We start from the raw sequence: 22936 nt of genomic DNA, 5'->3' as shown, positions 1-22936 counted from the left end.
GGCTGCTAATGCCCGCGACGGGTATTCATCGACCGCGCTACCAGGATCAACCCGAACACGATGACGGTGCCGATGACGGCCACTCCCACCCGGATCGGCAGCGTGTCCGCCGACGACATCAGCCCCGCCGCCTGGTTGTTCTCCGGGGCCCGGTTGGCGGGGTTGGGATTGCTGGGCAACAGCGACGGGTCGGGTTCGATGAGCGAGCCCACCTGCGTGCCCTGCGGGGTGCTGAAGCCGTAGTCCAGCAGGTGCGCCGCCTGCTCCCAGGGTGCGATCGGTTGCCGGGTGCCGTGCAGCAACACCGCAACCAGCCGTCGGCCGTTGCGATTTGCCGCACCGACAAAGGTCTGGCCGGCGTCGTCGGTGTAGCCGGTCTTGCCGCCCATCGCGCCGGGGTAGTGGTAGAGCAGCTGGTTGTCGTTCTCCAGCTCGTAGCCGGGGTGGTCGCCGTGGCCGGGAAAGTCGAATGTTCTGGTCGCGACGATGTCGGCGAAGACAGGGTTGCGCCAGGCGTACCTATAGAACAGCCCGATGTCATAGGCCGAGGTGCTCATGCCGGGCCCGTCGAGCCCGGACGGTGTGGCCACCCGGGTGTCGTGTCCGCCGAGTTTGGCGGCCAGCACGTTGAGCTTCTCCAGCGCCGCTTGCATGCCGCCGAGCTGCATCGCCAGCGCGTGCGCCGCGTCGTTGCCCGAATGCATCAGTAAGCCGTGCAGCAACTGGTTGATGGTGTAGACGCCGCCCGCGTCAACCCCGACCTTCGTGCCTTCGGCGGCCGCGTCGTCGTCGGTGCCGGGGACCGTCTTGTTCTGGTTGAACGCGTTGATCGATGCCATCGCGACCAGCACCTTGATGATGCTGGCGGGTCGGTGGCGGCCGTGCGGATCCTTGGCTGCGATCACAGCGCCGCTGTCGAGGTCTGCGACCAGCCAGGCCTCGGCGGAGACATCGCCGGGCACCGGGGCAGTGCCCGGCGCGGTGATGATGCCGCAGCCGGCCAGCGCGTTCCCGCCGATCGGTGTCGGAGGCAGGGCCAGGGGCAGCGGCGGATCACCCGCCATCGGTACCTCGGAGGAGTCGACCGCGGGTGGAGTATTGATCTTGTACGGGCAGTTCTCGGTCCCGGCATTCACCGCGGCGCTGGGCTCGGCCCGAGCCGCCGCAAGCGTCAGCGCGCCCGGTCCGGTGACCGCCAAAAACGCTGCGGCCAGGCATGATGCGACGCGCAAAGAGGTCCGTGAAAACAGCATTGCTGAGCAGATTAAGTGATCCAACCCGGGATCGCAGGATGCCGCGCGGTGTTAGGTCTGCTGCACTGCGGTGTTAGAAGTCGAGTCCGTATCCCCCGCGTAGGTCCGTGTGTGCGGCCGCCAGGACGCGGTCGCACAGGTCCACGAGGGCGTCGAGGTCGAGATCGGAATCTTTGCCCAGCATGTCCAGGAACACCGTCTCCTGCCTGCGCAGCTCGGACCACTTGAGTTCGCCCTCGTAGTACACGGTCGCGTCGTCCGCGGGGGCGGGGCACGCCGCGGATTGTGCTAACTGCCGCTTGCAGGCATCCAGCTGGGTCAGTGAGTAGCCGTGTTCGCGGAACTGACGATCCCACTCGTCGAGTAGCAGACCTACCAGCTCTTGCACCGGCGGCGCGGCGTAGACCAACAGTTCGGCCACTCCGTCGTCGAGTCCCAGCCGCATCCGGAAGTCATAGAGCTCCCGGATGGCTTCGGCGCGCCGCTGGGTGGCGACCTCCTCGGCGGTCCCGCGCCCTTCGTACTGGGCCGCACGTTTGACGTACATGGTCGCCGAGATCAGCGATTTGAGCACCGCCTTCTTGTCGTCGGCCGCGCGCTTCTCGAAGTCGAGCACACGTTCGTGCCGCCGGTCCTCCTCCTTGTTTCTGGCGTCGATGCGCTTGGTCCAGATCGCGACGGTGGCACTCGAAATCACGGACGCGAGAGGGACGAGCGCGTTTGCTAGCAACGTCATCCAGTTCATCTGTTGACCCTAAGTGGGCCACTCCGAGGTCCGCAGGCAAACCGGTGTAGAGAGCCGATGTATTTGACAGTGTCAATATATGGTGTGACACTGTCAGTCAGTATGAAACTGCTGACGCTTTCCGAGTTCGCCGCTGCGGCCGCTGCCGCGGTGCAGTCGTCCGGCGCCGTGCCGGAGAATCGGCAGGCCAAGCCCATCCCGGCCGAGCGGATGGTCCGCTACTACACCGCGCGGGGCCTGCTGCCCCGGCCGGGTAACCGGGGCCGCGCACTGACCTACGGGCGCTCGCACCTGATCCGGCTGGTCGCCATCAAGCGGCTGCAGGGCCAGGGCTTCTCACTTGAGGAGATCGCCGAGCGGCTCGACGGCATGACAGCGGCCGAGGAAGAGGCGCTGGCGGCCATCCCAGCGGCGGCGATGCCGGCGGATCTGGGCGACCCCGAACCGACGCCCGAACCCGCGCGCGCCGCCGGCCCGTTCTGGCGGACGGTCCCTGACCGGGCTGCCGCGCCGGCGCCCGAGCCGCCCGTCACCAGCCTGCAGGCCGTGCGGCTGTCCGACACTGTCACCTTGCTGGTCGACGGCGACGGGCTGCCGTCCCTCGATGCCCTGCGCCACGCCGCTGCCCCGCTGCTGGACCTGCTCGCCCACACCCGAAAGGACTCGTCATGAGTGCTCAGTTGTTACCCCTGCTACCCGCCGGCCCCGCCCACCCGGTGCGGGCGGGCAAGCCGACGTGCGGTGAGTTGTCGGGACCGGACGGCCGATCCCTCCCACTGAAGTCGCTCACCGTCGACGCCGCCCTGGTCGGCCTGACCGCCACGTCCACCGTGCGACAGCGGTTCGTCAACACCGGCGACACCACCATCGAAGCGACCTACGTATTTCCCCTGCCGGCTCGCGCCGGGGTGACCGACTTCGCCGCCGATCTGGCGGGGCGGCGCGTGATCGGGGTCCTCAAGGAACGAGGTCACGCCCGCGCCGACTACGAGCAGGCGCTGCTCGCCGGCCAGCGTGCCGCGATCGTCGAGGAGGACCGCTCGGACGTGTTCTCGGTGCGCGTCGGCAACCTCGGGCCCGGCGAGGAAGCCACCATCGAGTTGCGGCTGACGGGGCCGCTGTCGTTCGAGGACGGCGAAGCGACGTTCCGATTCCCGCTGGTGGTCGCCCCGCGCTACACGGCCGGCAAACCTCTGCCGGGCGACCGGACCGGCGCCGGCCTGGCCGACGACACCGACGCGGTGCCCGACGCGTCACGGGTGACGCCGCCGCGCCTGGCCGCGGAGGACGAGCGCCCCGATCTGCAGATCGCGCTGACCGTCGACGGAGCCGGCCTGCCGGTGTCCGATCTGCGGTCCAGCCTGCCCACCGCGGTGTCCGAAACCGAGGGTGCGACCCGGTTGCTGGTGGAGCCGGGCGCCCGGGCCGACCGGGACTTCGTGCTGCGCTTCCGCATCGACCGCGGCGAGCTGTCGTCGTCGGCGCTGTTGGTCCCGGACGCCGAGGGTGACGAGGGCACCTGGTCGGTGACGCTGGTGCCACCCGCCGAGACCAGCAGCGCACCGCGCGACGTGGTGGTGTTGCTGGACCGCTCGGGTTCGATGCACGGCTGGAAGATGATCGCCGCCCGCCGGGCCGCGGGCCGGATCGTGGACATGCTGGATGCCGCCGACCGGTTCTGCGTGCTGGCCTTCGATGACCGCATCGACAGTCCGTCGGGGCTGCCTGCCGGTTTGGTCGATGCCAGCGATCGAAACCGATTCGCGGCCGCGTCGTGGCTCGGCGGGCTGGAAAGCCGCGGCGGGACCGAGATGGCCCAGCCGCTGTTCAAAGCGGCGGAGCTCCTTGCCGGCTCGGGCGAAGACCGGCTGGCCAGTGTGGTGCTGGTGACCGATGGGCAGATTACCGGGGAGGACCAGCTTTTGGGGACGCTGGCACCGGTCCTGGGCGACTCGCGCATTTATTGCGTGGGAATCGACCGGGCGGTCAACGCCGGCTTCCTGGACAGGCTGGCCAAGCTGGGCCGCGGCCGCTCCGAACTGGTCGAGTCCGAGGAGCGCCTGGACGAGGCGATGGCGCGGCTGGCGCGAACCATCGGCCGCCCGGCGCTGACCGGATTGCGGGTGAGCGCCGAAGGGGTCGAGATCATCGACGGCACTCTCACGCCCGGCCGGTTGCCGGACGCTTTCGCCGGTGTTCCCTGGGTCGTTTCCGGGCGTTACCGGGGCGGCGGTGCGGCGACGCTACAGGTGGCGGGAGACTCGGCGGCGGTGTCGCTGCCCGCCCGAGTGGCCCCGCAAGCCGTTGCGGTGCGGACGATTTGGGCGCGATCGGTGGTCCGTGACCTGGAGGACGACTACGCGTCGTACGGAGCGGACGAGGAGTTGGCCGAGCGAATCGTCGCGCATTCCGTCCGGTTCGGGGTGCTGTCCCGGTTCACCGCTTTCGTGGCCGTCGACCCGGAACGCACCGACGCCGGACCGTTGACCGAGGTGATCCAGCCCGTCGAGGAGCCGTCGGGATGGGCGACGACCGTGGGCTTCGTGCAAGCGGCGAAGGCGTCCGCGCCGCACTTCGACATGGTCATGCCCGCGCCCGCGGCCATGGCCGCCGCCCCGCCGCCAGCCGGTGCGAAGCCGGCGACGCTGCGGTCGCTGGACAAGCTGCTCAAGGTGGTGGAGAAGAGCGCGCAGGTCCGTCGTTCCGGGCTCGACACGGTGCTGTCCGAATTGAGGCAGCACCGCGACAACGAGTCGGATCGGGAACTGCGCGCGGCGCTCGACCAGCTGTGCGCGGCACTGGCGCGGTTCCTGGAGCACCCGACGGGACCACAGGGGCGCCAGCTGCTGGTCGCGGTCGACGCGGTCAAGCGGGCGCTGGCGTTGCACGGCAGGCCGGCGAGTAAGCGGCGTTTCTGGACGTGATTCCTTCCGCGCGCGAACGTGCGCAGATTGCCGGTACCAGCGGCGTGTCGCCGCGCATCTGTGCACGCTCGCGCACCAGCACGCGTCAGTCCAGGCCGATGTCGCTGAGCACGCCGCGCAGGATCGACTCGATGGCGTCGAACTCGGCGGGACCGCTGATCAGCGGCGGGGCGATCTGGATGACGGTGTCGCCGCGGTCGTCGGTACGGCAGTACAACCCGGCTTCGAACAGCTCCGCGCCGACCCGCTTGAGCAGTGCGGAACGTTCGTCGTCGGGGAACTTCTGCTTGGTCGCCTGGTCTTTGACCAGTTCGATGCCGAAGAAGAAGCCCTCGCCGCGAACGTCGCCGACGATCGGTAGGTCGTAGAGCCTTTCCAAGGTGGCGCGCAGGGTGGGGGACTGCTCTTTGACGTGGTCGTTGAGGCCCTCGCGTTCGAAGATGTCGAGGTTGGCCAGCGCCACCGCCGCCGACACCGGGTGGCCGCCGAAGGTGTAGCCGTGCCGGAACGTCGTCTTGCCGTCATTGAACGGTTCGAACACCCGGTCGCTGGCGATCATCGCGCCCAGCGGCGAGTAGCCGGACGTCATGCCCTTGGCGCAGGTGATCATGTCGGGCTGGTAGCCGAAATCGTCGCAGGCGAACATCGATCCGATACGGCCGAAGGCGCAGATCACCTCGTCGGAAACCAGCAATACGTCGTAGGAGTCGCAGATTTCGCGGACGCGCTCGAAATAACCCGGCGGCGGCGGGTAGGAGCCGCCTGCGTTCTGCACCGGCTCCAGGAAGACGGCGGCGACGGTGTCGGGGCCCTCGAACTCGATGGCCTCGGCGATGCGGTCGGCGGCCCACCGGCCGAACATCTTGGGGTCGGCGTCGAACGGTTCGGGCGCGCGATAGAAGTTGGTGTTGGGCACCCGGAAACCGCCCGGGGCCAGCGGCTCGAACGCTTCCTTGTACTTCGGTAAGCCGGTGATCGACAACGCGCCCTGGGTGGTGCCGTGATAGGCGATCGCGCGCGAAATCACTTTATATTTACCGGGTTTGCCGACGAGCTTGAAGTACTGCTTGGCCACCTTCCACGCGGTCTCGACAGCCTCGGTGCCGCCGTTGGTGAAGAAGACCCGGTTCAGGTCGCCCGGTGCGTAACCGGCAAGGCGCTCGGACAATTCGATGGCCGGCGGCGTGGTGTTGCCCCACAACGGGAAGAACGCCAGTTTCTCGGCTTGGCGCGCGGCGGCCTCGGCGAGTTCGGTGCGGCCGTAGCCGACCTGCACGACGAACAGACCCGACAGCGCGTCGAGGTAGCTTTTGCCGCGGTCGTCGAAGATGGTGACCCCTTCGCCGCGGGTGATGACGGGCGGCGTGATGCCGTTACCGTGCTGGGCGAAGTGCAACCAAAGATTTCTGGACATAGTGATCGCGAGCCTAGCGTTACGCTCAGAACATGGCGGTAGCCCAACAAGTCTCCGAGTTCGAGGCGCTGCGGCCACATCTCATGTCGGTCGCCTACCGGCTGACCGGCACGGTGGCCGACGCGGAAGACATCGTCCAGGACGCTTGGCTACGGTGGTCCACCCAGGACAGTGCGATCGACAACCTCCAGGCGTGGCTCACCACGGTGGTGAGCCGGCTCGGCCTGGACCGGCTGCGGTCGGCGGCGCACCGGCGCGAGTCCTACACCGGCAATTGGCTGCCCGAGCCGGTGGTCACGCCCTTCTCGGATTCGCCGGCCGATCCGCTGTCGGCCGTGGTGGCCGCCGAGGACGCCCGGTTCGCGGCCATGGTGGTGCTGGAGCGGCTCAGCCCGGACCAGCGGGTGGCGTTTGTGCTGCACGACGGGTTCGCGATGCCGTTCGCCGAAGTCGCCGACGTGCTCGGGACGAGTGAGGCATCCGCCCGGCAGTTGGCGTCGCGGGCCCGCAAGGCGGTTGCCGCCGCCCCGCCACCCGAGCCCGACCCCAGCCATGCGGAGGTGGTCGGCCGGTTGATGGCGGCCATGGCGGCCGGTGACATCGAGACCATAGTCTCGCTGCTGCATCCCGACGTCACCTTCACCGGCGACGCGAACGGCCGGACGTCGACGGCGGTTAACGTCATCCACGGGGTGGACAAGGTCGTTCGGTTCATGCTCGGCCTGGCCAACCGGTACGGTGACGCGTTCTACACCGAGCACCAACTGGCTTTGGTCAACGGCGAACTCGGTTCGTACACAAAGGGTGTCCCGGCCACCGAGGGCCGCCGGGAGATGGCGCCGCGGATCACCGCGATGACGGTGCGCGACGGAAAGGTCGTGGCGCTCTGGGACATCGCCAACCCGGACAAGTTCACCGGCTCGCCGTTGCGGGAATCCGGGTAGCGACCCGTCGGGACGACTGGCCTACGGCGGCAGCACGATGCCGGTGGCCTGGCCCAGAATGATCAGCTGGCCGCCCGGCGCCACGTAGGGCCCGGTCGGCCCGTAGATGCCGTGCGCCGGCGTCGTTGGGCTGGCACCCGGGGTATAGAAGTCGTTGATCCAGCCGGTGGCCAGGGTGTACACCGCCGCGGTGGCTCCTGGCGGGGAGAACCCGGTCAGCAGCTGGGCGGCGAGGTCGACGAGCGGGCTCCCGCCCAGCATCGAGTCCACATGCGAACCGCCCACGATCTCGATGCCGGAGAACTGTCCCGGGTACAGGGCGGCCAGTTGAGTTGTGGTGGCGCCGAACGCATTCCACGGTTGCGGCGGCGCGACGACCGCATACAGCGGGATGCTCGCCGCCTGCAGGTTGGCCACCGCAGACCCGAAGGCCGCGGCATTGTTGGCGACCCCGTCGAACATCACCACGCCGAGCAGATGGTTGGTGCCCGCCCCGAGGTTCGTCACGTAATTGCTGGCCGCCATCGTCGCCAGGCCACCGCCGGCGGAGTGGCCGGTCAGCACGAAGTCCTGCGGCAGCGTGCCCGCAAAACCCGCCCAGCGGGCGGCGGTGTTCAGCGCCGTCTGGTCGCCCAGGAACAGCGAGCCCACGCCCTGCTGCATCTGCGGGCTGCTCAGCCAGACCCCGAACGGCAACGGGACCGACGGGATGGTGGGGGTGAGCACGACGCTGTTGGTCTGACTGGCCAATTCGATGGCCAGCGGCTGGTAGAACCACCCGATCGCGGCGAACCCGTGCTGCAGATAAACGGTGCCGGCGGCGTTCACCACCCCACTCGCCTGCGTCGGGAAGTACCACAGCGCCGGGGCGGGGTAGTTGAACTGAGGAATCGTCAGGCCCAGGAATGAACTTGGGCCGACCGGGATCTGCAGGAAGGAGAATCCGATCCTGACCCCGGTTACGCCGTCGGTGCCGGCGACGGCCACCGTCGAGGGAAAGTTGAGTACCCCGCCCAGACCCACGGTGTCGCTGGCCCAGTTGAGCACGGCGCCCAGCGTCGCGGCCCCGGTGCCGCCGAAAAGCGGCCGCCGGAAGCTCTCAACTTGCTGCAACAGCGTCTGCAGCGCAGGCACACTCGCCGCTTCGGCCGTCGCATACGCCGTCGCGGCCGCGCCCAAGGCGCGCTCGAACTCGGCGTGGAAGAGGGCCGTCCGCGCGATCAGCGCCTGAAACTCGTCCGCATAGCCGCCCAACAGACTCGCGACGGCGGCCGAGACCTCGTCGCCGGCCGCCGCGAGAATCCGGGTTGTGGACGGCGCTGCGGTCGCGGCGGCCTCACTGATCGCCTGCCCGATGCCGCCCAGGTCTGCCGACGCCGCGGCAAGCGCTTCGGGCACTGCGGTTAGATACGACGACATCACCGCATGTTAGCCAGCCGAAACGGAGTTGGTTCCCGAATCGGCCCACGGCACCCGGCAGGAGTCCCCCGAGCTGAAACCTTGCTCGGTGATGCCCAGCGCCGAATACATCCGGGCCCGCATGTTCTCGATGCCGATCTGATAGCTCAGCTCGATGACGCCGGCATCGCCGAACCGGGCGCGCAGGTCTTCGACCTGCTCGTCGGTCACCGAGTGGGGGTCGGTGGTCATGGCGTCGGCGTAGGCGATCGCGGCGCGCTCGTCGTCGGTGAAGGCCGTTGACGTGGCGTAGTTGTCGATGTCCTTGAGGCGCTCGATGTCCAGGCCGTCCAGTCGCTGCAGCATGGAACCGAAGTCGACGCACCACGAGCAGCCGATGGTGCGCGCGGCCCAGAACACCGCCAGCTCACGCACACTGGCCGGCAGCGTGCGCGATGCGCTCTGCAGCATCGTCTCGTGCACGGCGTTGGCGATCAGCAGCCGTGGGTGGTGCGCGGCGACGCTGAACGGTTCCGGGACCTCACCGAAGCGCCGCTTCGCGACGCGGTACATGGCGCGAACCAACAGGCCGGCGCGCTTGGGGGGAAGGGGCTCGATGCGGGTTTTCTGTGTCATACCAGTCAGACGAGGTAGCCCGCCCAGACGTGACAGCCCAGGTCACCGGCCCTTTCCAAGAATCTTTCAAGAATCCTTCAAGCGCTGCGTCCGAGCCTGGCTCGGTGGAGCAGGGAACATCTTCTTACTGGACCTATTCCGAGATTCCGATGGTCAACGACCTCGAGGACAGCACGCACGAGGAGGTCCTGGTCGCCGATTCGCGCCTGGACCAGACCGGAATCCGTGCCGCAATCGACGCCGTCTTCGAAGCCCACCCCAACTTGGGTGCGGTGTTCGAACCGAGTCGGGACCGTTGGCTGTCACGCCCCGGCGGCGACTGGAGCTGGGCGGTCGAGCCCCCCGGCGTCACCGTGCCCGAGGTGATCGCCCGGCACCGCGGGAGTTTCGACATGCGCACCGGCCGGTTGTTCGCGGTGTCGCTGCTTCCCGGCGTCCCAGAGCGCCTGGTGCTCACCGCCAGCCACCTGTGCGCCGACGCCAAGTTGTGGAGCAACGTGGTGCACAGCGTGATGTCGGCCTACAACGGGGGCGTGCTGGCGCCCGACGCCAGCTACCGGGCTAGAAGTCGCGGCGCACACTCATGGGGGTGGTGGCGGGCAAGTCGCCGCCGCCGATCACCTGTCGCGCTATCGGCGTAAGCGCGCTGAACAACGTCTGTAGCTCGTCGTCGTCGAGTCCGTCGAACGCCCGCAACGCCAGGGCGTCGGTGGTCGTCTCGATGTGGTCCTTGAGTTCACGTCCGGCCGAGGTCAGCGATCCGTCGTCGGCGAGCAGGCCGCGGTCGGCGAGGCGCCGCGCGCAATCCGACCATTCGTTGTCGTCGTAATGCCGCGTGGTCTTCATGTATTCGGCGGGCAGCGCGCTGGCCACGGTGTGGAACACGTTCGACTCGCGTCCGGTGATGCCCGCGGCGGCCAGCACCGCGATGTGTCCGTCGCCGCGATGCTCCCGCAACAACGTCGTCGCATGCCATAACGCGGCCACCGGGTCCGACGGCTCGGGCAGGGCGATGTTGGCCGCGAACAATGCCCGACCGTCCACCGGCGTCTGATGTGCCGCGCGCAACGCCAATTGCGCTGCGGTGACGACATTTTCGTCATCGGTGACGCCGCAGCGGCGTAGCGCGGCGACCGCCGAGTCCTGCCGGGCCCGCAGCGCAAGCTCCGGCCCGGCGATGTCCCAGGCCGCCGGCAGCGCCTTGGCCACCCGGGCCGGCGCGAAGTTGTAGAACACCGCGGTCACGACCTGCGGCGGCACCACACCGAAAGGAGCCGAGCGGGCGGCGAAATAGCCCATCCAGAAGCCGCGGTACCCGAGACCGTCCAGCGCCGAACGCGCCTCCGGGGCGAAATACGTCAGGGCGTGAATCGGCTCGAACCGGTCGTAGAACCGCCGGGCCAGATCGGGTGTGCGTTGCATGCTTGCAGCTTTGCCGACGGCGGCCCAAACGCAAAGTCGCGTTGGTAGCATCAGGCACCACTCATGAGCTCGGAGGAGGCTTCGCTGGAGACGGGAGTGGACGGGGAGATTTTCGGTCGCTACCGGCTGCTCGAAGTGCTTCGATGGGGCGGGTTGGGGACCGTGTATCGGGCCCGGGACACGATGATGACGCGCGAAGTCGCCATCAAGGTGCTTCCGACCGAGCTGGCCGGCGAGTCGCAGTCTGACGAGCAATTTCGCCACGAGGCGTCCATCGCGGCTCAACTGAACAATCCCAACATCATCCCGATCTACGAGGCCGGCGAAATCGATGGTCAGCGCTACCTGGTGATGCCGCTGTTGGACGGCGTGGACGCGGGCAGTCTGCTGCGCCGTGACGGGGCGATGCACCCGACGCTGGCGGTGCGGGTGATCGAGCAGGCCGCCGCGGCGTTGGACGCCATGCACTCGGCGGGGCTGGTGCACGCCGATGTGAAGCCATCGAACCTGTTCGTGGTCGGCGGCGAATTCGTGTACCTGATCGATTTCGGGGTCGCCTCCCAGACGCCGGCCGCGGACCGGGCCGACGACGACGCGAGGCAGAGTTGGCCGTATCTGGCGCCGGAGCGCATCAAGTCCGAACCTCCGGACGTCCGCGCGGACACCTACGCGCTGGCCGCAGTGCTCTACGAATGCCTCACCGGGCGCCCGCCTGTGGCAGGTGACAGCCTCGAGCAGGTGGTCGCCGCCCGCCTGGAAAGTGGACCGCCGAAACCGACCGACGTCAATCCGGCAATCCCGGTCGGATTCGACGAGGTGATTGCGCGCGGCATGGCCACCAATCCCGACGACCGCTACCAATCGTCCCGCGAATTGGCCGGTGCTGCGCGAAATGCGCTCGCGTCCAACACGATTGCGTCGGCGGGCTCGCTCAGTGAGGTGGAGTTCGGCCGCTATCGGCTGTTCGAAATGCTGGGTTCGGGGGGAATGGGTTCGGTGTACCGCGCTCACGACACCGCTCTGGGGCGGGACGTGGCGGTCAAGGTGTTGCGGCCGGAACTGGCCACCGAGCCGGGCTATCAGGAGCGATTCCGCCGCGAGGCGTACGCCGCCGGCCGGCTCAGCAGCCCAAACATCATCCCGATCTACGAGGCCGGCGAGATCGACGGGCGGCTCTATCTGGTGATGCCGGTGGTCGACGGTGTCGATGTGCACACCGTGCTGCAGCGGGACGGGCCGATGAGTCCCGCCAAGGCGGCGCGGGTGATCGAACAGGTTGCCGCGGCGCTGGACACGGCGCACCGGGCGGGGTTGGTGCACCGGGATGTGAAGCCGTCGAACATCCTGATGGTCGGCGACGACTTCGTCTATCTGATCGATTTCGGCCTCGTGCATGAAGCCTCGGCCGCTCGCCTGACGCTCACCAACGTGACTCCGGGAACTCCGGGGTACATGGCTCCGGAGCGCTTCACCGGGGAGGGGACCGCCGACGCTCGCGCCGACGTCTACTCGCTGGCCTGTGTGCTGTACGAATGCTTAACCGCCAAGCTGCCGTTCAGCGGCGGCGGTGTGGAGGGGTTGGCCGTGGCTCACCTACGTGACGAGCCGCCTCGGCCGAGCGAGGCCCAGCCCGCGATCCCGGTCAAGTTCGACGAGGTGATCGCGCGCGGCATGGCGAAGAATCCCGATGACCGGTATCAGTCGGCCAGCGAACTGGCTGCGGCCGCGCGTACGGCACTGACCGCCGCGGGACCCAGGCACGCCAAACCCACACCCGGCACCGGTCCCGCTGACTCGACACAGGACGCCGCGGTGCTCGCACCGGTCGAGCCCCCGCGCCGAAGTCGGCGGCCGCTCGTCCTGACCTTGGCCGCCGCCGTGACCGTCGCCCTGGCCGTCGCCGCAATCATGTTGCTGGCCAACCCTTTTCATTCGGCACCGGACTCGGCGCAAACCGTCTTGCCGTTCCAGGGCCTGGACGGGCCGGTCGGCGTTGCGGTCGACGCCAACGGCACCGTCTACGTCACCGACAGTGGCCACAACCGGGTGGTGCAGCTGGCCGCGGGCTCGACGAACCAGACCGTCGCACCGTTCGCCGACCTGAACCATCCGACCGCCATCGCGGTCGACGGACAGGGGGACATGGTGGTTGCCGAGACCGCCAACAGTCGGGTGCTGGAGCTGCCGGCCGGTTCGACCAGTCCCACCGTTCTTCCGTTCACCGACCTCACCGAGCCCACCGGTGTTGCGGTCTACGCACGCGGAGCCGACCGGATCTATTACGTGGCTGACTCGCTGCACAACCGGGTGCTGACGCTGCAGCCCACCGGTCAGACCGAGCTGCCCTTCACCGGTTTGGAGCATCCCTCGGCGGTGGTGGTGGACAAAGACGGTGTCCTTTTCGTCATCGACCGGGACAACGAACGGATCCTGAGGCTGCCGCCGACCGCGATCGTCGCGACCGTTTTGCCCTATGCGGTCGACCGGCCCGACTTCATGGCCGTCGGTGGGGGCGATGACCTGTATGTGTCCGACGGCCACGCGAACAAGGTCGTGAAGCTGGTCAAGGCATCGAACACCTCGGACGCGCTGCCCTTCCAGGGGCTGAAGAATCCGCATGGGATCGCGGTCGACGCCGCCGGCAATGTGTACGTCGTCGACACCGGGAACAACCGGGTGCTGAAGTTGCCGCCCAGTTAGTTTGCGCGAGCAGACGTAAAAGCCCCCGACACGCCGTGCGTGCGGGGGCTTTTACGTCTGCTCGCGCCAGGCAACGCGACCCTAGCGCGAGAACATCGTCGCGCGCTTGACCTCTTGGATCGCCTTCGTCACCTCGATGCCACGCGGGCAGGCTTCGGTGCAGTTGAACGTGGTTCGGCAGCGCCACACCCCGTCCACCTCATTGAGGATGTCCAGCCGTTCGGCGGCGGCCTCGTCGCGGCTGTCGAAGATGAATCGGTGCGCGTTGACGATCGCGGCCGGACCGAAGTAGCTACCCTCGTGCCAGAACACCGGGCAACTGGTGGTGCAGGCCGCGCAAAGGATGCATTTGGTGGTGTCGTCGTAGCGGGCCCGGTCGGTCGGGCTCTGAATGCGTTCGCGGGTAGGCGGATTGCCGCTGGTGATCAGGTAGGGCTTGATGGCGCGGTAGGCGTCGAAGAACGGCTCCATGTCCACCACGAGGTCCTTCTCCACGGGCAGTCCGCGAATCGGCTCGACGGTGATGGTCAGCTTCTTGCCCGGCTTTTTCGGCAGCAGGTCGCGCATCAACACCTTGCAGGCCAACCGGTTGACGCCGTTGATCCGCATCGCGTCGGAGCCGCACACGCCGTGCGCGCAGGACCGCCGGAAGGTCAGCGTCCCGTCCAGGTAGCCCTTGATGTAGATGAGCAGATTGAGTAGCCGGTCGCTCGGCAAGCACGGCACCCGGAAGCTCTGCCAGCCGCCGGTCGCGGCGAAGGCATCCGGGTCGTCGGGGTTGAACCTGGCGATCTTCACCGTCACCATCACCGCGCCCTCGGGCACCGGGGGCAGCGGCGGGTCGAGGGTTTCGACGTCGGTTTCAGCGCTCATCAGTACTTGCGCTCCTTCGGTTCGTACCGGGTCTGCACGACGGGTTTGAAGTCCAGCCGGATGTCGCTGAGCAGGTCGGGCCCCTCCTTGTACGCCATGGTGTGCCGCATGTAGTTGACGTCGTCCCGGTTGGGGTAGTCCTCACGGGCGTGCCCGCCGCGGGATTCCTTGCGGTTCAACGCTCCCACCACGGTGACCTCGGCCAGCTCCAGCAGGAAGCCCAGTTCGATGGCCTCCAGCAGGTCACTGTTGAAGCGCTTTCCCTTGTCGTGCACGGTAATTCGGGAATACCGCTCCTTGAGTGCGTGAATGTCGGTGAGTGCCTGCTTGAGTGTTTCCTCCGTGCGGAACACCGCGGCGTTGTTGTCCATCGTCTGCTGCAGGGCGCCGCGGATGTCGGCGACGCGTTCGTTGCCGTGCTCGGACAGGATGTCGGCCACCCAGCCGACCACCATGGCCGCCGGCTCCGGCGGCATGTCGGCGAAGTCGTGCCCCTGGGCGTACGCGGCCGCGGCGATACCCGCCCGTCGCCCGAACACGTTGATGTCCAGCAGCGAGTTGGTGCCCAGCCGGTTGGCGCCGTGCACCGACACGCACGCGCACTCGCCGGCGGCGAACAGCCCGGGCACGGTGTTGGTGTTGTCACGCAACACCTGCCCGGTGACGGTGGTCGGGATGCCGCCCATCACGTAGTGGCACGTCGGGTAGACAGGCACCAGTTCGTGCACCGGATCAACGCCCAAATAGGTGCGGGCGAACTCGGTGATGTCGGGCAGCTTCGCCTCCAGCACGTCCTCACCGAGGTGCCGGACGTCGATGTAGACGTAGTCCTTGTGCGGGCCGCAGCCGCGGCCTTCCAGCACTTCCAGCACCATCGACCGGGCGACGATGTCGCGCGGTGCCAGGTCGACGATCGTCGGGGCGTAACGCTCCATGAAGCGTTCGCCGTCGGCGTTGAGCAGCCGGCCCCCCTCGCCGCGCACGGCTTCGGAGATCAGGATGCCCAGACCGGCCAGTCCGGTCGGATGGAACTGGTGAAATTCCATGTCCTCCAACGGAAGTCCCTTGCGGAACACGATGCCGATGCCGTCGCCGGTCAGGGTGTGCGCGTTGGAGGTGGTCTTGTACATCCGGCCGGAACCGCCGGTCGCCAGCACGATGGCCTTGGCGTGGAAGACGTGGATGTCTCCGGTCGCCAGTTCGTAGGCCACCACGCCGGTGGCCACCGGACCGGTCGGGGTCTGCGTCAGCGCGAGGTCGAGCGCGTAGAACTCGTTGAAGAACTGCACGTCGTGCTTGACGCAGTTCTGGTAGAGCGTCTGCAGGATCATGTGGCCGGTGCGGTCGGCGGCGTAGCAGGCCCGGCGCACCGGCGCCTTGCCGTGGTCGCGGGTGTGCCCGCCGAAGCGGCGCTGGTCGATGCGGCCCTCCGGGGTGCGGTTGAACGGCATCCCCATCTTTTCCAGGTCGAGCACCGCGTCGATGGCTTCCTTGCACATGATCTCCACCGCGTCTTGGTCGGCGAGGTAGTCGCCGCCCTTGACGGTGTCGAAGGTGTGCCACTCCCAGTTGTCCTCTTCGACATTGGCCAGCGCCGCGCACATGCCGCCCTGGGCGGCGCCGGTGTGGCTACGGGTGGGATACAGCTTGGTCAGCACGGCAGTACGTACGCGCGGCCCGGCCTCGACCGCGGCGCGCATCCCGGCACCGCCCGCGCCGACGATGACGACGTCGTATCGGTGTTGCTGGATCAAGGCCGCCTCCGGCGATGCAGTGGGGGCACCCCCAGCCGCGAAGCGGCGAGGGGGACGAAGCGAAGAGGAGGCGTAGACATGTGGGTCTCCAACAGTTTTCAGGAGATGTTCGGGTTGAAGGTCACGATGACGTAGGTTCCCAGCACCAAGGTGAAGCCGATCGACAGCAGCAGGATGCTGTTGAGCCAGAAGCGGGTGACGTCCTTGCGGCTGTAGTCGTCGATGATGTTGCGCAGCCCGTTGCCGCCGTGTAATTGCGCCAGCCACAGTAGCGCGAGATCCCAGAATTGCCAGAACGGCGACGCCCAGCGCTGTGCGACGAAGTTGAAGTCGATGCGGTACACGCCGTCGTCCCACATCAGCATGATGAACAGGTGGCCGATGGCCAGGAACACCAGCGCGATCCCGGAAAACCGCATGAACAGCCAGGCGAACTTCTCGAAGTTCGGGATGCCGGCGCGGCGGCGCGGCGAGCGCGGGTTGTCCAGGCTGGCGGGCCGGTCGTGGCTGCGCTGGCGGATCGGCGCCGTCTGGCCGGGGCCGAGCTGCAGGTCGTTGATGCTCATCGCAGGTGCTCCCAGGCGTGGATGCCGATGACGACGCCGGCCATCACCAGCGGCACCAGGAAGGCGACCGCCACGATCCACAGCATGGTCCGCTGGTGGCGGGGCCCTTCGGACCAGAAGTCGATCAGGATGACCCGAATCCCGTTCAGCCCGTGGAAGAGCACCGCGGCCACCAAGCCGTATTCCATCAGGCCGACGATCGGGGTCTTGTAGGTCGACAACACCTCGTTGTAGGTCTGCGGGCTGACCCGCAGCACTGCCGCGTCCAGAACGTGGACGAACAGGAAGAAGAAGATCGTGGCGCCACTGATGCGATGCAGCACCCACGCCCACATTCCGGGATCGCCTCGATACAGGGTCCGAGGTGGCCGCCGCTTACGTGACGTCGAGGGCGTTGCCGGATCCGCGGTTGTCGCTTGGCTACTTACCATTTCCACCGCCTCCCAAAACCGTCAGTAAACGGGTCCTAGCCGGGCAACCGAGCTTAACTTGAGCAACGAGCGAGCGGTACCAAACAGTCCCATCCGAATTGTGTGTCGCAGCACAGGTTAGGGTGGCCTTGCTCAATTGAGCCCAACGGCGAGCGGAGTTGCCAAATGCCGGAAGTGAATTGGAATCTATTGCGCAACAGGGCAATTCAGGCTGCATACGGCGCGTATGCGCCATATTCGAGGTTCCCGGTGGGCGCCGCGGCATTGGTCGACGACGGCCGCATTATCGCCGGATGCAATGTGGAGAATGTCTCATATGGCCTTGGTCTCTGTGCGGAATGCGCGGTGGTGTGTGCGTTGCATTCCGGTGGCGGCGGCCGGTTGCTCGCGCTGGCTTGTGTTGATGCCGTCGGTTCGTTGCTGATGCCGTGCGGACGATGCCGTCAGCTGTTGCTCGAACACGGCGGACCGGAGTTGTTGATCGACCATGCCGACGGGCCCCGTCGACTCGCCGAGTTGCTGCCCGACCCCTTCGGTCCCGACGATATTGCGCGGGTAAGCCGTTGACGGACAACGTATTCGATGCGCCGACGGTCATCCGGTGCAAGCGGGACGGTGCCCGGCTCTCGGATGCCGCCATCGACTGGGTGATCGAGGCCTACACCGACGGCCGCGTCGCTCCCGAGCAGATGTCGGCGTTGCTGATGGCGATCTTCCTGCGCGGCATGGATCGCGGCGAGATCGCCCGCTGGACCGCGGCGATGCTGGCGTCGGGACCGCGGCTGGATTTCACCGACCTGGGTCTGGCGACGGTGGACAAGCACTCCACCGGCGGCGTGGGCGACAAGATCACGCTGCCCCTAGTGCCCGTGGTGACCGCCTGCGGGGCGGCGGTGCCGCAGGCCGCCGGTCGCGGGCTCGGCCACACCGGTGGCACCCTGGACAAACTGGAATCCATCGCCGGTTTCACCGCGGAGCTGTCCAACCAGCGAGTGCGAGAGCAGTTGCGGGACATCGGTGCCGCGATCTTCGCCGCGGGTGAGCTGGCACCCGCCGACGCCAAGCTGTACGCGCTGCGCGATGTCACTGGGACCGTCGAATCGCTGCCCCTGATTGCCAGTTCGGTGATGAGCAAGAAGCTGGCTGAGGCTGCGGCGGCGCTGGTGCTGGACGTGAAGGTCGGCTCCGGGGCTTTCTTGAAGTCTGAGGCCGAGTCCCGGGACCTGGCGCACACCATGGTCGAGCTTGCCATCGCGCACGGGGTGCCCGCCCGCGCCCTGCTCACCGACATGGAGGCGCCGCTGGGGGCCACGGTCGGCAACTCGCTCGAAGTGGAGGAGTCCCTGGAGGTGCTCGCGGGGGGCGGACCACCCGACGTGGTGGAGCTGACCGTGCGGTTGGCCAGCGAGATGCTTGACCTGGCCGGGATCGGCGGGCGCGACCCCGCCGACGCCTTGCGTGACGGCTCCGCGATGGACACGTTCCGCCGCCTGGTGGCCGCCCAAGGTGGTGATTTGGCGAAACCGTTGCCGATTGGTCGGCATTCGGAAACCGTGCCGGCCGCTCGGGGCGGCACAATGGGCGACATCGACGCAATGGCAGTTGGGTTGGCGGCCTGGCGGCTCGGTGCGGGAAGATCCCGGCCGGGTGCGCGGGTGCAGCACGGCGCGGGCGTGCGGATCCACCGCCGCCGCGGTGAGCCGGTGGCCGCCGGCGAGGCGCTTTTCACCCTCTACACCGACACCCCGGACCGCCTGGCGCCGGCGATAGCCGAGTTGGACGGCGCCTTCAGCGTGGTGGACGAACCGCCGCCGCCGCGGCCCTTGATTATCGATCGGATCACGCGATGAGCCTGAGTCTGGACAGGATCAAGCAAGCGCCCAAGGCGCTGCTGCACGATCACCTCGATGGCGGGCTGCGTCCGGCCACCGTGCTGGAGATCGCCGGCGAGATCGGCTACGACGGCCTGCCGGCCACCGATGTCGACGCGCTGGCGGCGTGGTTTCGCACCCGCTCGCACAGCGGCTCGCTGGAGCGCTATCTCGAGCCGTTCTCGCACACCGTCGCCGTCATGCAGACACCCGACGCGCTGTACCGCGTCGCGCACGAATGCGTTGAGGACCTGGCCGCCGACTCGGTGGTGTACGCCGAGATCCGCTTCGCTCCCGAGTTACACATCAACCGCGGGTTGTCGTTCGACGAAGTGGTCGACGCGGTGCTGGCCGGTTTCGCCGCCGGCGAGAAGGCGAGTGTTGCCGACGGCCGTCCGATCAAGGTCCGCTGCCTGGTGACCGCGATGCGGCACGCCGCGATGTCGCGGGAGATCGCGGAGTTGGCAATCCGATTCCGGGACAAGGGCGTGGTTGGATTCGACATCGCCGGCGCCGAAGCCGGCTACCCGCCGACCCGGCATCTGGACGCCTTCGAGTACATGCGAGACCACAACGCCCGCTTCACAATTCACGCCGGAGAGGCTTTCGGGCTGCCGTCCATCCACGAGGCGATCGCGTTCTGCGGTGCCGACCGGCTCGGGCACGGGGTGCGCATCGTCGACGACATCTCCATCGGCCCGGATGGCGAGGTTGCCCTGGGCAGGTTGGCAGCAATATTGCGGGACAAGCGAATTCCGCTGGAACTGTGCCCGAGCTCGAATGTGCAGACCGGCGCCGTGAACAGCATCGCCGAGCATCCGTTCGACCTGTTGGCTCGTAGCCGGTTCCGCGTGACGGTGAACACCGATAACCGGCTGATGAGCGATACGACGATGAGCCAGGAGATGTGCCGGCTGTCGGAGGCGTTCGGCTACGGGTGGAGTGATCTGGAGCGCTTCACGATCAACGCGATGAAGTCGGCGTTCATCCCGTTCGACGAACGACTGGAGATCATCGACGACGTCATCAAGCCTCGGTACGCGGTGCTGATCGGCTGACCGTCAGCGAAAGCACGTAGGCCCGCTTTCGGCGCCGGTGGCACGTACGACTCCGGACCAGGGGAATTACGCGTTCCTACCGATGGTTGTTGGGGCCGGACGGGGCACAGTCGAATCATCCCGTTCTATCCCGAGGAGCACGACATGAAGTACCTGACCCGCAACCCCGCAGCATCCACCCGCCGTGACCGTTCACCCGAGCGGGTATCCCACCCCAGGCGCCACTCGTTCTTAGACGATTCCTGCATGTCCCGCGCGATGAACCGCCGGTGGTGGTGATCCGGCTCGACCAAATCCCGGAATCCGCAGGCGCTGTTCGAGCAAATGGGGGATCGTATCGGGCATGTCGAATGTGATGGCGACGCCGGAGCTGATCAAGGCGGCGGCAACGGAATTGGCGACGGTGGGTTCGACTCTCGGCGCCGCGCACATCGAAGCGGCGGGACCTACGCTCGCCATCCAGCCCGCGGCCGCCGACGAGGTATCGGCGGCTATCGCGCAGCTGTTCTCCCGGGAGGGCGAGCACTATCAGCAGACGGCCGGGCACGCTGCTGCGTTCCATGACCAGTTCGTGCAGCACCTGACCGCCGCCGCGGGCACCTACGCGAGCGCCGAAACGGGGAACGCCGCGTTGCTTCAGCCCGTCGCTGTCAGTGCGGGCAGCGCCGCCGCAAACGTGTTAGGCGTGACGATTCCCACCACCCTTGAGGAGATCACAGCTCCGTTGCTCGGCATCCTTTTGGCACTTGTCCTCGGGCCGCCGGTCGTGCTGTCTCTCACCGTTCTCGTTTATGGGCTTCCCACCATCTTGCAGCTGCTCACCCCGGTCGCCGCGGGCGCGGGCTAGCGCCTCTCTCGGCCTTCTCGCCTTCGCTTGCTACCTCGCTCGCGGACGTGAACTACCAGCGCCGAATACCATCGCTGATGTGCTGCTGAACCGCGCAACGGCCGAAGGCATTGCCCGCGGCGAAGTCAGCCTGGTGCTGCGACGCTGGGACGTCCCTCGCGCCAAGCCTGGCGGTAGGCAGCGAACCATGGCAGGCACCGTGCGCATCGACGACGTGCAGGAGCGCCCAGCCGACTACCGGGTCACCGCGCGGCAGGCGCGCGCGGCCGGTTACGCCGACGCCGCTGCCGCGCAGGCGGATTTGGACCGCCGCCCGGCGGCACACACCTACCTGATCGCGGTGTCGTTCGTCGGCGCCGACGAGCGACCGGCATTGGCCGCTGATGCCGCGTTGTCGGCCGCCGACATCGATGCCATCGCGGCCCGCCTCGACCGGCTGGACGCCAGGAGCGAATCGGGGCGATGGACCCGGCGCTACCTGGGGCTGATCGCCGGCAACGAGGCGGTGCGTGCCCCGGACCTGGCCGCCGGGGAGGGTCTGGACGTGCCGCGGTTCAAGCGCCGGGTGCGTCGGCTCAAAGAGCTCGGATTGACCATCAGCCTGGACGTCGGCTACCGGTTGTCGCCGCGCGGGCGAGCGTTTCTGGAATCGGGACGCTAATGCTGCCCGAGCGCGTCCGCACCGACTCGGCGGCGTTCCGGCTGCCCGACGGCCGTGCGCTGGCCTACCAGGAATGCGGTGATCCCGCCGGCTACCCCGCGTTTTACTTTCACGGCACGCCGAGCTCACGGCTGGAATGCGCCTTCGCCGACGGCGCCGGCAAACGCCAGGGTTTCCGGCTGATCGCGGTCGATCGACCGGGCTACGGCCGCTCGACGTTTCAGCGGGGCCGCAGATTCCGGGATTGGCCGGCCGATGTGTGCGCCCTGGCCGACGGGCTCGGCCTGGACGAGTTCGGCGTCGTCGGTCACTCGGGCGCCGGACCGCATCTGTTTGCCTGCGGGGCGTTCATCCCACCCGCCCGGCTGCGGTTCGTCGGCGCGCTCGGGCCGTGGGGCCCGCTGGCCACCCCGGAGATCGTGCGCGACCTCAATAAGGCTGACGCCCTCTACACGCGGCTGGCCCGCAGCGGCCATTGGACGTTCGATGCCGCCTTCGCACCGCTCGGTTGGTGCGCCCGGTATCTGCCCGACTTGTTCTGCCGGTTGGTGACGGCCTCCCTGCCCGACGTCGACCAGGAGCACATGCGTGACGAGCGCTTCTCGATGCACTTCCGCGCGATGCAACTCGAGGCGTTCCGGCAGGGTGGTCGCGGGGCGGCGTACGAATCGTTCCTCGACTACCGGCCGTGGGGCTTCGACGTCGGCGACGTGGCGGTGCCCACGCATATCTGGCAGGGCGATCGCGACTCTTTCATCCCGCGGGCGATGGGCGAATACCTCGAGCGCGCGATTCCCGGAGTGGACTTGCATTGGGCCACCGGCAAGGGGCATTTCAACATCGAGGACTGGGACGCAATTCTGGCTGCCTGCGCTGCCGAAGTGGACGGGTGAGCCCAGCGAATGCCAAGGGGGAAGGCTGTTCCTAGACCGGAAAGATCGAACCCAAGAACGCCAGCGGCAGCCAAAGAGCCAGCGCGAGAAAAATGGGCGGCAGCAGAATCGGGAACAGCAGGTAATACGCCGCCGCGGCAACCTGGAAGAACAGCGTCGTGACGGTATCCACCAAGGAATCGAACGACGGGAGGCCGACGGCGGCCGTCCCTAACACCGATGCGTTGGCAGCGTCGGCGCCGGCATACGCGCGCGCGGCCGCGCTCAAGTGCTGCACGAACTGCTGGCTGTAAGCGGCCGCCTGGCCGGCGACCTTTTGGTAGTCCTGCGCGTGTTGCGAGAACAGGTGCGCGATGCTCTGGGACACCTCGTCGGCTGCCGCGGGCGCGACGGCTTGGATTGGGGCGGCCCCGATAAGCGTCGAATCGATGGCCGCCAATTTGTCGGCGGCGGCGGCGATCAGCGCTGGCACGGCCACTACCGCGGACATGACGATCATGGAATCACCGCCGACTCAAGGACGGCAAGCGGCGCCGCGGACCGCTA

Annotated in this window: 21 protein-coding genes and 1 pseudogene; 11 read left to right on the top strand and 11 right to left on the bottom strand. The window is 67.7% G+C overall.

Going from position 1 to position 22936, the window contains the following annotated elements; all coding sequences use genetic code 11:
• Positions 1 to 5: 5 nt before the first annotated feature.
• Positions 6 to 1253 (bottom strand): D-alanyl-D-alanine carboxypeptidase DacB1, encoded by a 1248-nt coding sequence (gene dacB1 / locus A5645_RS14785; protein WP_065130056.1) that lies wholly within the window; start codon positions 1251 to 1253, stop codon positions 6 to 8.
• A gap of 73 nt (positions 1254 to 1326) precedes the next feature.
• The gene (locus tag A5645_RS14780) at positions 1327 to 1989 is read right to left on the bottom strand and encodes a hypothetical protein (protein WP_065130066.1); all 663 of its coding nucleotides are present in this window, start codon (positions 1987 to 1989) and stop codon (positions 1327 to 1329) included.
• Positions 1990 to 2100: 111 nt separating this feature from the next.
• Here A5645_RS14780 and A5645_RS14775 point away from each other — a divergent pair, with 111 nt between their 5' ends.
• Positions 2101 to 2670 (top strand): MerR family transcriptional regulator, encoded by a 570-nt coding sequence (locus A5645_RS14775; protein WP_172830537.1) that lies wholly within the window; start codon positions 2101 to 2103, stop codon positions 2668 to 2670.
• A complete protein-coding gene (locus tag A5645_RS14770) occupies positions 2667 to 4922 on the top strand; it encodes a VIT domain-containing protein (RefSeq protein WP_065033728.1) in 2256 nt (751 codons plus the stop codon). The genes A5645_RS14775 and A5645_RS14770 overlap by 4 nt, the downstream gene beginning before the upstream one ends.
• Positions 4923 to 5007: 85 nt before the next feature.
• Here A5645_RS14770 and A5645_RS14765 read toward each other — a convergent pair whose 3' ends face one another.
• The gene (locus tag A5645_RS14765; RefSeq protein ID WP_065033729.1) at positions 5008 to 6336 is read right to left on the bottom strand and encodes an aspartate aminotransferase family protein; all 1329 of its coding nucleotides are present in this window, start codon (positions 6334 to 6336) and stop codon (positions 5008 to 5010) included.
• A 32-nt stretch (positions 6337 to 6368) separates the two neighbouring features.
• On the opposite strand from A5645_RS14765, the gene A5645_RS14760 reads away from it, so the two are divergent.
• Positions 6369 to 7280, top strand: coding sequence for a sigma-70 family RNA polymerase sigma factor (locus A5645_RS14760; RefSeq protein ID WP_065130055.1), 912 nt, complete (start codon positions 6369 to 6371; stop codon positions 7278 to 7280).
• A gap of 21 nt (positions 7281 to 7301) precedes the next feature.
• On the opposite strand, the gene A5645_RS14755 is transcribed toward A5645_RS14760, so the two are convergent.
• Together A5645_RS14755 and A5645_RS14750 are read right to left on the bottom strand one after the other, a co-directional pair.
• Positions 7302 to 8699: a PE family protein gene (locus A5645_RS14755; RefSeq protein WP_065130054.1), complete on the bottom strand. Its 1398-nt coding sequence runs from the start codon at positions 8697 to 8699 to the stop codon at positions 7302 to 7304.
• 9 nt (positions 8700 to 8708) lie between these two features.
• Positions 8709 to 9347: pseudogene (locus tag A5645_RS14750) on the bottom strand (carboxymuconolactone decarboxylase family protein); the annotation flags it as partial.
• A 71-nt stretch (positions 9348 to 9418) separates the two neighbouring features.
• Between A5645_RS14750 and A5645_RS14745 the strand changes: the two are divergent.
• Entirely contained in the window at positions 9419 to 9955 is a 537-nt protein-coding gene (locus tag A5645_RS14745) for a condensation domain-containing protein (RefSeq protein WP_065130053.1), read from the top strand.
• On the opposite strand, the gene A5645_RS14740 is transcribed toward A5645_RS14745, so the two are convergent.
• Positions 9876 to 10736: an SCO6745 family protein gene (locus A5645_RS14740; protein ID WP_065130052.1), complete on the bottom strand. Its 861-nt coding sequence runs from the start codon at positions 10734 to 10736 to the stop codon at positions 9876 to 9878. The genes A5645_RS14745 and A5645_RS14740 overlap by 80 nt on opposite strands.
• A 63-nt stretch (positions 10737 to 10799) precedes the next feature.
• Here A5645_RS14740 and A5645_RS14735 point away from each other — a divergent pair, with 63 nt between their 5' ends.
• Entirely contained in the window at positions 10800 to 13436 is a 2637-nt protein-coding gene (locus A5645_RS14735; RefSeq protein WP_081288358.1) for a serine/threonine-protein kinase PknD, read from the top strand.
• Positions 13437 to 13517: 81 nt separating this feature from the next.
• Here the strand turns inward: A5645_RS14735 and A5645_RS14730 are convergent, their stop codons facing one another.
• From A5645_RS14730 to sdhC, 4 genes are all read right to left on the bottom strand, one after another.
• The gene (locus tag A5645_RS14730) at positions 13518 to 14309 is read right to left on the bottom strand and encodes a succinate dehydrogenase iron-sulfur subunit (protein WP_065033735.1); all 792 of its coding nucleotides are present in this window, start codon (positions 14307 to 14309) and stop codon (positions 13518 to 13520) included.
• On the bottom strand, positions 14309 to 16063 hold the full coding sequence (gene sdhA, locus A5645_RS14725) for a succinate dehydrogenase flavoprotein subunit (RefSeq protein WP_065033736.1): 1755 nt from the start codon (positions 16061 to 16063) through the stop codon (positions 14309 to 14311). The genes A5645_RS14730 and sdhA overlap by 1 nt, the downstream gene beginning before the upstream one ends.
• Before the next feature lie 98 nt (positions 16064 to 16161).
• Positions 16162 to 16629 carry a succinate dehydrogenase hydrophobic membrane anchor subunit gene (locus A5645_RS14720; protein WP_065033737.1) on the bottom strand — a complete coding sequence of 156 codons (468 nt, stop codon included), beginning with the start codon at positions 16627 to 16629 and terminating at the stop codon, positions 16162 to 16164.
• On the bottom strand, positions 16626 to 16964 hold the full coding sequence (gene sdhC, locus A5645_RS14715) for a succinate dehydrogenase, cytochrome b556 subunit (RefSeq protein WP_036353070.1): 339 nt from the start codon (positions 16962 to 16964) through the stop codon (positions 16626 to 16628). The genes A5645_RS14720 and sdhC overlap by 4 nt, the downstream gene beginning before the upstream one ends.
• Positions 16965 to 17225: 261 nt before the next feature.
• Between sdhC and A5645_RS14710 the strand changes: the two genes are divergently transcribed.
• The 6 genes from A5645_RS14710 (at position 17226) to A5645_RS14685 (ending at position 22390) form a co-directional block, all read left to right on the top strand.
• Entirely contained in the window at positions 17226 to 17627 is a 402-nt protein-coding gene (locus A5645_RS14710; RefSeq protein WP_065130051.1) for a cytidine deaminase, read from the top strand.
• The gene (locus A5645_RS14705; protein ID WP_065130050.1) at positions 17624 to 18910 is read left to right on the top strand and encodes a thymidine phosphorylase; all 1287 of its coding nucleotides are present in this window, start codon (positions 17624 to 17626) and stop codon (positions 18908 to 18910) included. The genes A5645_RS14710 and A5645_RS14705 overlap by 4 nt, the downstream gene beginning before the upstream one ends.
• Positions 18907 to 19989 (top strand): adenosine deaminase, encoded by a 1083-nt coding sequence (locus tag A5645_RS14700; protein WP_065130049.1) that lies wholly within the window; start codon positions 18907 to 18909, stop codon positions 19987 to 19989. The genes A5645_RS14705 and A5645_RS14700 overlap by 4 nt, the downstream gene beginning before the upstream one ends.
• A 343-nt stretch (positions 19990 to 20332) precedes the next feature.
• Positions 20333 to 20836 carry a PE family protein gene (locus A5645_RS14695; RefSeq protein WP_081288356.1) on the top strand — a complete coding sequence of 168 codons (504 nt, stop codon included), beginning with the start codon at positions 20333 to 20335 and terminating at the stop codon, positions 20834 to 20836.
• A 79-nt stretch (positions 20837 to 20915) separates the two neighbouring features.
• A complete protein-coding gene (locus A5645_RS14690) occupies positions 20916 to 21497 on the top strand; it encodes a hypothetical protein (protein ID WP_065037381.1) in 582 nt (193 codons plus the stop codon).
• Positions 21497 to 22390: an alpha/beta fold hydrolase gene (locus A5645_RS14685; protein ID WP_065037380.1), complete on the top strand. Its 894-nt coding sequence runs from the start codon at positions 21497 to 21499 to the stop codon at positions 22388 to 22390. Before A5645_RS14690 ends, A5645_RS14685 begins: the two co-directional genes overlap by 1 nt.
• A 31-nt stretch (positions 22391 to 22421) precedes the next feature.
• Here the strand turns inward: A5645_RS14685 and A5645_RS14680 are convergent, their stop codons facing one another.
• On the bottom strand, positions 22422 to 22880 hold the full coding sequence (locus tag A5645_RS14680; protein ID WP_065037389.1) for a PE family protein: 459 nt from the start codon (positions 22878 to 22880) through the stop codon (positions 22422 to 22424).
• Positions 22881 to 22936: the final 56 nt, after the last annotated feature.

It is taken from the genome of Mycobacterium asiaticum (assembly GCF_001673635.1).
Taxonomy (GTDB): Bacteria; Actinomycetota; Actinomycetes; order Mycobacteriales; family Mycobacteriaceae; genus Mycobacterium; species Mycobacterium asiaticum_C.
The sequence above is the reverse complement of the archived record's forward strand: the minus strand, read 5'-3'. Positions and strand labels throughout refer to the sequence as shown.

Bases quoted from the DNA above. Each gene is read 5' to 3' on its own strand.
- A5645_RS14720 (WP_065033737.1), bottom strand. From the start codon at position 16,629: ATGAGCATCAACGACCTGCAGCTCGGCCCCGGCCAGACGGCGCCGATC.
- A5645_RS14730 (WP_065033735.1), bottom strand. From the start codon at position 14,309: ATGAGCGCTGAAACCGACGTCGAAACCCTCGACCCGCCGCTGCCCCCG.
- sdhC (WP_036353070.1), bottom strand. From the start codon at position 16,964: ATGTGGGCGTGGGTGCTGCATCGCATCAGTGGCGCCACGATCTTCTTC.
- A5645_RS14700 (WP_065130049.1), top strand. From the start codon at position 18,907: ATGAGCCTGAGTCTGGACAGGATCAAGCAAGCGCCCAAGGCGCTGCTG.
- A5645_RS14685 (WP_065037380.1), top strand. From the start codon at position 21,497: ATGCTGCCCGAGCGCGTCCGCACCGACTCGGCGGCGTTCCGGCTGCCC.
- A5645_RS14760 (WP_065130055.1), top strand. From the start codon at position 6,369: ATGGCGGTAGCCCAACAAGTCTCCGAGTTCGAGGCGCTGCGGCCACAT.
- A5645_RS14735 (WP_081288358.1), top strand. From the start codon at position 10,800: ATGAGCTCGGAGGAGGCTTCGCTGGAGACGGGAGTGGACGGGGAGATT.
- A5645_RS14695 (WP_081288356.1), top strand. From the start codon at position 20,333: ATGTCGAATGTGATGGCGACGCCGGAGCTGATCAAGGCGGCGGCAACG.
- A5645_RS14710 (WP_065130051.1), top strand. From the start codon at position 17,226: ATGCCGGAAGTGAATTGGAATCTATTGCGCAACAGGGCAATTCAGGCT.
- A5645_RS14775 (WP_172830537.1), top strand. From the start codon at position 2,101: ATGAAACTGCTGACGCTTTCCGAGTTCGCCGCTGCGGCCGCTGCCGCG.
- A5645_RS14740 (WP_065130052.1), bottom strand. From the start codon at position 10,736: ATGCAACGCACACCCGATCTGGCCCGGCGGTTCTACGACCGGTTCGAG.
- A5645_RS14765 (WP_065033729.1), bottom strand. From the start codon at position 6,336: ATGTCCAGAAATCTTTGGTTGCACTTCGCCCAGCACGGTAACGGCATC.
- A5645_RS14780 (WP_065130066.1), bottom strand. From the start codon at position 1,989: ATGACGTTGCTAGCAAACGCGCTCGTCCCTCTCGCGTCCGTGATTTCG.
- A5645_RS14755 (WP_065130054.1), bottom strand. From the start codon at position 8,699: ATGTCGTCGTATCTAACCGCAGTGCCCGAAGCGCTTGCCGCGGCGTCG.
- A5645_RS14680 (WP_065037389.1), bottom strand. From the start codon at position 22,880: ATGTCCGCGGTAGTGGCCGTGCCAGCGCTGATCGCCGCCGCCGCCGAC.
- A5645_RS14770 (WP_065033728.1), top strand. From the start codon at position 2,667: ATGAGTGCTCAGTTGTTACCCCTGCTACCCGCCGGCCCCGCCCACCCG.
- dacB1 (WP_065130056.1), bottom strand. From the start codon at position 1,253: ATGCTGTTTTCACGGACCTCTTTGCGCGTCGCATCATGCCTGGCCGCA.